The sequence below is a fragment of the Streptomyces sp. NPDC001108 genome, from assembly GCF_053598535.1.
Window position 1 is genome coordinate 1 of record NZ_JBSFKL010000041.1, and the last position, 5,462, is coordinate 5,462.

The 5,462-nt window shown below is 73.5% G+C and carries 1 protein-coding gene; it reads right to left on the bottom strand.

The features are described 5' to 3' along the window. Window positions 1–5,462: amino acid adenylation domain-containing protein (locus tag ACWC97_RS33890; protein ID WP_450653657.1), on the bottom strand; the 5,462-nt coding region annotated here is incomplete at both ends.

Here is a 5,462-nt window from a genome sequence, read left to right on the forward strand (position 1 = left end):
TCCGCGGCCCGTTCCGAGACCTGGCTGTGCAGCGTCCCCGGCCATGGATCGGCGCCCTCGGTCACCGCCCACTCCCGCACCACCCGATCCCACTCACCCGCACTGAGCATCGGGACGGCGGACACCGGCCGGGCCGGCGCGTCGGCCATGCCCATGAGCAGGGCTTCCAGGTGCGCGGCCATCCGCTCGACGGTCGACGCGTCGAAGAGCGCCGGGTCGTAGGCCAGTGCGTACGCCAGTTCCTCACCGGCGTAGGCGACCAGGTTCAGCGGGAAGTTGGTGACATCGGCGCCCTCCAGCCCGTGCAGCCGGATGCCGTCGTCGGCGTCGCCGGTGTCTCCGTCCACGGGGAAGTTCTCGAAGGCCACCAGGCTGTCGAAGAGGTTGGTGCCGCGCTCGACATCGCTCCAGCCCTGGATGCGGGGCAGCGGCACGTACTCGTACTGCCGCGCTTCGGCCTGCGCCGCCTGAACCCCGGCGAGCCAGGCGCCGACCGAGGCGTCCCCGTCCACACCGACGCGCACCGGCAGCGTGTTGATGAGCATGCCCACCATGGAGTCGGCGCCCGGCAGATCGGCGGGGCGGCCCGAGACGGTCGCGCCGAAGACGACGTCGCTCTCCCCGGCGTACCGCGAGAGCAGCAACGCCCAGGCGCCCTGGACCACGGTGTTGACGGTGAGCCGTTCGGCGCGGGCGAAGTCGTAGAGCTTGCGCGACGCGGCGGCGGGGAGCCGGGTCACCAGCCGTTCGGCCGACCGGGCGCGGTGGGTGGCGACCGGACGGCGGTCGTACGGGAGCGCCGTCGGCTGGTCGAACCCGTCGAGCAGGCCCCGCCAGTACGCCTCGGCCTCGGTCAGGTCCTGGCCCTGGAGCCACTCGACGTAGGTGCCGAACGGGCGCCGCGAGGGCAGCGCGGGGCGCTCGCCGGCCAGCAGTGCCCGGTAGGCCCGGGTCAGCTCGTCGAGCATCTGGAAGGTGCTCCAGCCGTCGAGCAGCACATGGTGGGAGGTACGCACCACCCGCACCGAGGTGTCGGAGGTGCGGGCTACGGCGATCCGGACCATCGGGGCGGCGGACAGATCGATGCCCAGCTCCCGGTCCTCGGCCAGGTGGCGGGCGAGCGCCAGGTCCTGCTCGTCGCCGCTCAGGAGGCGCCAGTCGAGGTGGCGGACCGGCTGCACGACGTTCCGCCGTACGACCAGCAGCGGGTGTTCCACCTGCTCCCAGACGACGGCGCCCCGCAGGATCTCCAGATGGTCGGTGACGTGCTGCCAGGCCTTCTCCAGGAGTTCCGGCTCGGCGACGCCGTCCATCCGAAAGCTCATCTGCTCGAAGTAGGCGCCGCTGTCCGGCTCGGCGAGGGTGTGGAAGAGCATGCCGCTCTGCATGGGGGTGAGCGGGTAGATGTCCTCGACGTCCCGGCCGTCACCGGCGATCCGGTCCACCGCGGACTGGTCGAGACGGGCGAGGGGGAAGTCGGACGGGGTCGCGCCGCCGCTCGACGGGTCCTGGCAGTGCTCCAGCAGGGAGCGCAGCGCCACCAGATGCTCCCGCGCCACCCGCTCCACCGTGGACCGGTCGAAGACCTCGCCGGAGAAGATCCAGGTGAAGCCGAGGGTGCCGTCCTCCACCATGCCGACGACGTCCAGCAGGTACGGGCGCGGCTCGTCCGCCGCGTGGTCCTGGCCGAGGGCGGGCAGCCGGTCGCGGACCAGACCGTCCTGCGCGGTGATGCCGTCCCACTGGCCGAGGTAGTTGAAGCTGATCGGCGGAAGCGGGTCGGTGCGCAGCGCGTGGCCGGGTGAGCCCGGCGGGGAGAGGAAGCGCAGGGCGTCGTAGCCGAGGCCGTGGCCCGGGACGGCGTGCAACTGCTCCTTGACGGACTTGATGGTCCCACCCCAGCCGGAGCCGTCCGGGAAGCTCAGCGCGACCGGGAAGTGCGTGGTGTACCAGCCCACGGTGCGCGACAGGTCGAGGTCGTCGAAGAGCTCCTCCCGGCCGTGCCCCTCCAGGCCGATGACCAGGCGCTCCGCGCCGGTCCACGAGGTGAGTGAGCGGCCGAGCGCGGCCACGAGGACGTCGTTGATCCGCGTGCGGTACACCGACGGGACCCGGTGGAGCAGCGCATCGGTCTCCGCGCGGTCCAGGCGCACCTCGACGGTCTGCTCGGCCGCGGTGACGTTGCGCCCGGCGGGGTGGTCGACGGGCAGGGCGGGGGCGTTCGCGACGTCGACCGAGCGCCAGTGCGCCACCTCGGGGTCGAGACCGCCGCCCCGGACGTACGCGGTGAGGCGTTCCGCCCACTGCTGGTAGCTGCTGGTCCGGGCGCCGAGGCCGGCGGGGCGGCCCTCGGACAGGTGCGTGTAGGCGGTGGCGAGGTCCTCCAGCAGGACCCGCCACGAGACACCGTCCATGACGATGTGGTGGACGGCGAGGAAGAGACGCGGCGCCGGCTCGCCGACGCCCTGGGCGAACACGCCCTTCACCAGGGTGCCGGCCGACAGGTCGAGGGCCCGCTGAGCCTCCAGGGCAGCCGCGTCCAGCGCCTGTCCGGGGTCGGGGACCGCCGTGAGGTCGAGGACGGTGAGGAGGCCGGCGGGCTGCTCGCCGTACTCCTGGACCCAGTCGCCGTCCTGGCGGAGGTACCGCAGCCGCAGGGCGTCGTGGTGGGCGACGACCGCGTCCAGGGCCCGCGCCAGCAGGGCCGCGTCGGTGCCGGGCGCCAGCCGCAGGTGCACGGACATCGCGTAGTGGTCGGGGTCGACGGTGTGCTCGTCGAGGAACCAGCGTTGGATCGGGGTCAGCGGGACCCGCCCGGCGACCTGTGCTTCGGCCGGTGCCGACAACTCCTCGGCGGGGGCGGTGACCGCCGCGAGCGCGGCGACGCTCTGATTCAGGAAGAGCAACCGCGAGGTGAGGCGCAGTCCGGCCTGGCGGGCGCGGGAGACGACCTGGATGGCGAGGATCGAATCGCCGCCGAGGTCGAAGAAGTTGTCGTGGACGCCGACCCGGGCGACACCGAGGACCTCCGCCCAGACGGCTGCCAGCGTCTCCTCGGTCGCGTCGCGCGGCGCGGTGTACTCGGTGCCCAGCCGGTCGGTGTCGACCTCGGGTTCGGGCAGCGAGCGGCGGTCGACCTTGCCGCTGGGGAGGAGGGGCAGCCGGTCCAGGGTGACGAAGACCGCCGGGACCATGTAGTCGGGCAGCTGCCCGGACAGGTGCCCGCGCAGGTCGGTGCCACGGGGCCCCGCCCCGCCGTCCTCGGGCACCACGTACGCGACCAGCCGCTGTCTGCCGGACTCCTCCTGCCAGGTGAGGACCACCGCGTCCCGCACCGCCGGGTGGCTGAGCAGGGCGCTCTCCACCTCACCGAGCTCGATCCGGAACCCGCGGATCTTCACCTGGTCGTCGGCGCGGCCCAGGAACTCCAGGTCCCCGGAGGCCAGCCACCGCGCCCGGTCGCCGGTGCGGTAGAGCCGGCCGCCGCCGGGGAAGGGGCTGTCGGTGAACCGTTCCGCCGTGAGTTCCGGCCGGCCGTGGTAGCCGCGGGCGATGCCCTCGCCGCCGATCCAGACCTCGCCCGGCACGCCCTGCGGGACCAGGTTCCGCCGGGCGTCCAGCACATAGACGCGGGTGTTGGGCAGCGGGCGGCCGATGGGGACGTAGACGGTGCCGCCGAGGCTCTCCTCGCTCGGCACGAAGACGGTCGAGTCGACGGTGGCCTCGGTGCCGCCGTAGGCGTTGGCGACGACACAGCCGGGGCTGATCCGGCGCAGGAGGTTGCGGCAGTCCTCGACCCGCCACCCTTCGGAGCCGACCGAGATCAGCCGCAGCGCGGGGAAGTCCTCGCCGCGCCGCTCGACCTCCTGGAGAACGGCGTTGAGCAGGGACGGCACGATCTCCAGACCGGTGGCGCCGGTCCGTGCGATCAGGTCGAGGAGCGCGGCCGGGTCGGTGGTGACGTCCTTCGAAGCGATGACCAGGGAACCGCCGAAGGGCAGCGAGCGGATGAGGTCGGCGAAGAAGAGGTCCACGGAGAGGCTGGAGACGGACAGGAAGCGAGGCTTCAGCTCCGTGAGGCCGTACCGCTCGTCCCAGGCGTTCAGGATGTGCCGGACGTTGCGGTGCTCGACGGCGACGCCCTTGGGGTTGCCGGTGGAGCCCGAGGTGTAGATGACGTACGCCAGGTCGTCCGGTGCGACGGTGGCCGGCGGCGGGGTGGCGGGCCGCCGCCCGATCTCCTCCGCCTCCGCGGCCAGGTCCACGAACCGTACGCCGTCCTCCAGCCGCAGGCGCTCACGCGCCGTGCCGTCGCCGACCACGATCCGGGCGCCCGAGTCGGCCAGCATGTAGGCGAGGCGGTCGCCCGGGAAGCCGGGGTCGAGCGGGACGTAGGCCGCGCCCGCGCGGAGGATGCCGAGCAGGCCCACCGCCATGGCGGAGCCGCGCTCGACGCTCAGGCCGACCAACGAGCCGGGGCCGGCGCCCAGGCCGGCCAGGTGGTGGGCGAGCCGGTTGGCGCGCTCGTCCAGTTCGCGGTGGGTGAGGGTGGCGTCGTCGGCGACGAGGGCGACGGCGCCGGGCGTGCGGGCGGCCTGGGCGGCCAGCCGCTCGTGGACGAGCGCGTCGTCGCCGCACGGGAGCGCGGTGGCGTTCCACTCCACGGCGAGCCGGTGCCGCTCCGCCCCGGTCAGCAGCGGGAGCGCGGCCACCGGGCTGCCGGGGTCGGCGATCACGCCGTCGAGCAGGACGAGCAGGTGGCCGGCGAGCCGGTCCACGGTACCGGGGTCGAAGAGGGCGGTGTCGTACTCGACCAGGCCGTTCAGGGCCCCGTCCCGCTCGGTGAACTCGAAGGTGAGGTCGAACAGCGCGGCGTCCCGCTCCAGCGGGTAGAGGGAGACGGCCGCGCCGGGCAGCGAAACGGTGTCGGCGGGGGAGTCCTGGAGGGCCACCATGGCCTGCACCAGCGGGGTGCGGCTGGTGTCGCGCTCCGGCTGGACGGCCTCCACGAGCTTGTCGAACGGGACGTCCTCGTGGGCGAAGGCGTCGAGCACGGTCTCCTTCACCCGGTCCAGCAGCTCGCCGAAGGGCAGCTCCGGCGACACGTCGGTCCGCAGGACCACGGTGTTGACCAGGAAGCCCACCAACTGCTCCAGGTCCCGGTGGCCGCGCGCGGCCGACGAGGTGCCGAGGGCGATGTCCTGCTGGCCTGACCAGCGGGCGAGCACCGCCTTGACGGCCGCCGTCAGCGCCATGAAGAGGCTTGCGCCCCGCTGCCGGGCCAGCGCCCTGATCCCCGCCACGGTGGCGGCGGGCACGGTGAAGTGGTGCACCGCGCCGGCGGAGTCGCGGACGGCGGGTCGGGGTCGGTCGGTGGGGAGTTCGAGCGGGGTGATGCCCTTGAGCTGTTCGCGCCACCAGGTGAGTTGTTGGTCGAGGAGGCCGCCGTCTTCGAGTCGGTC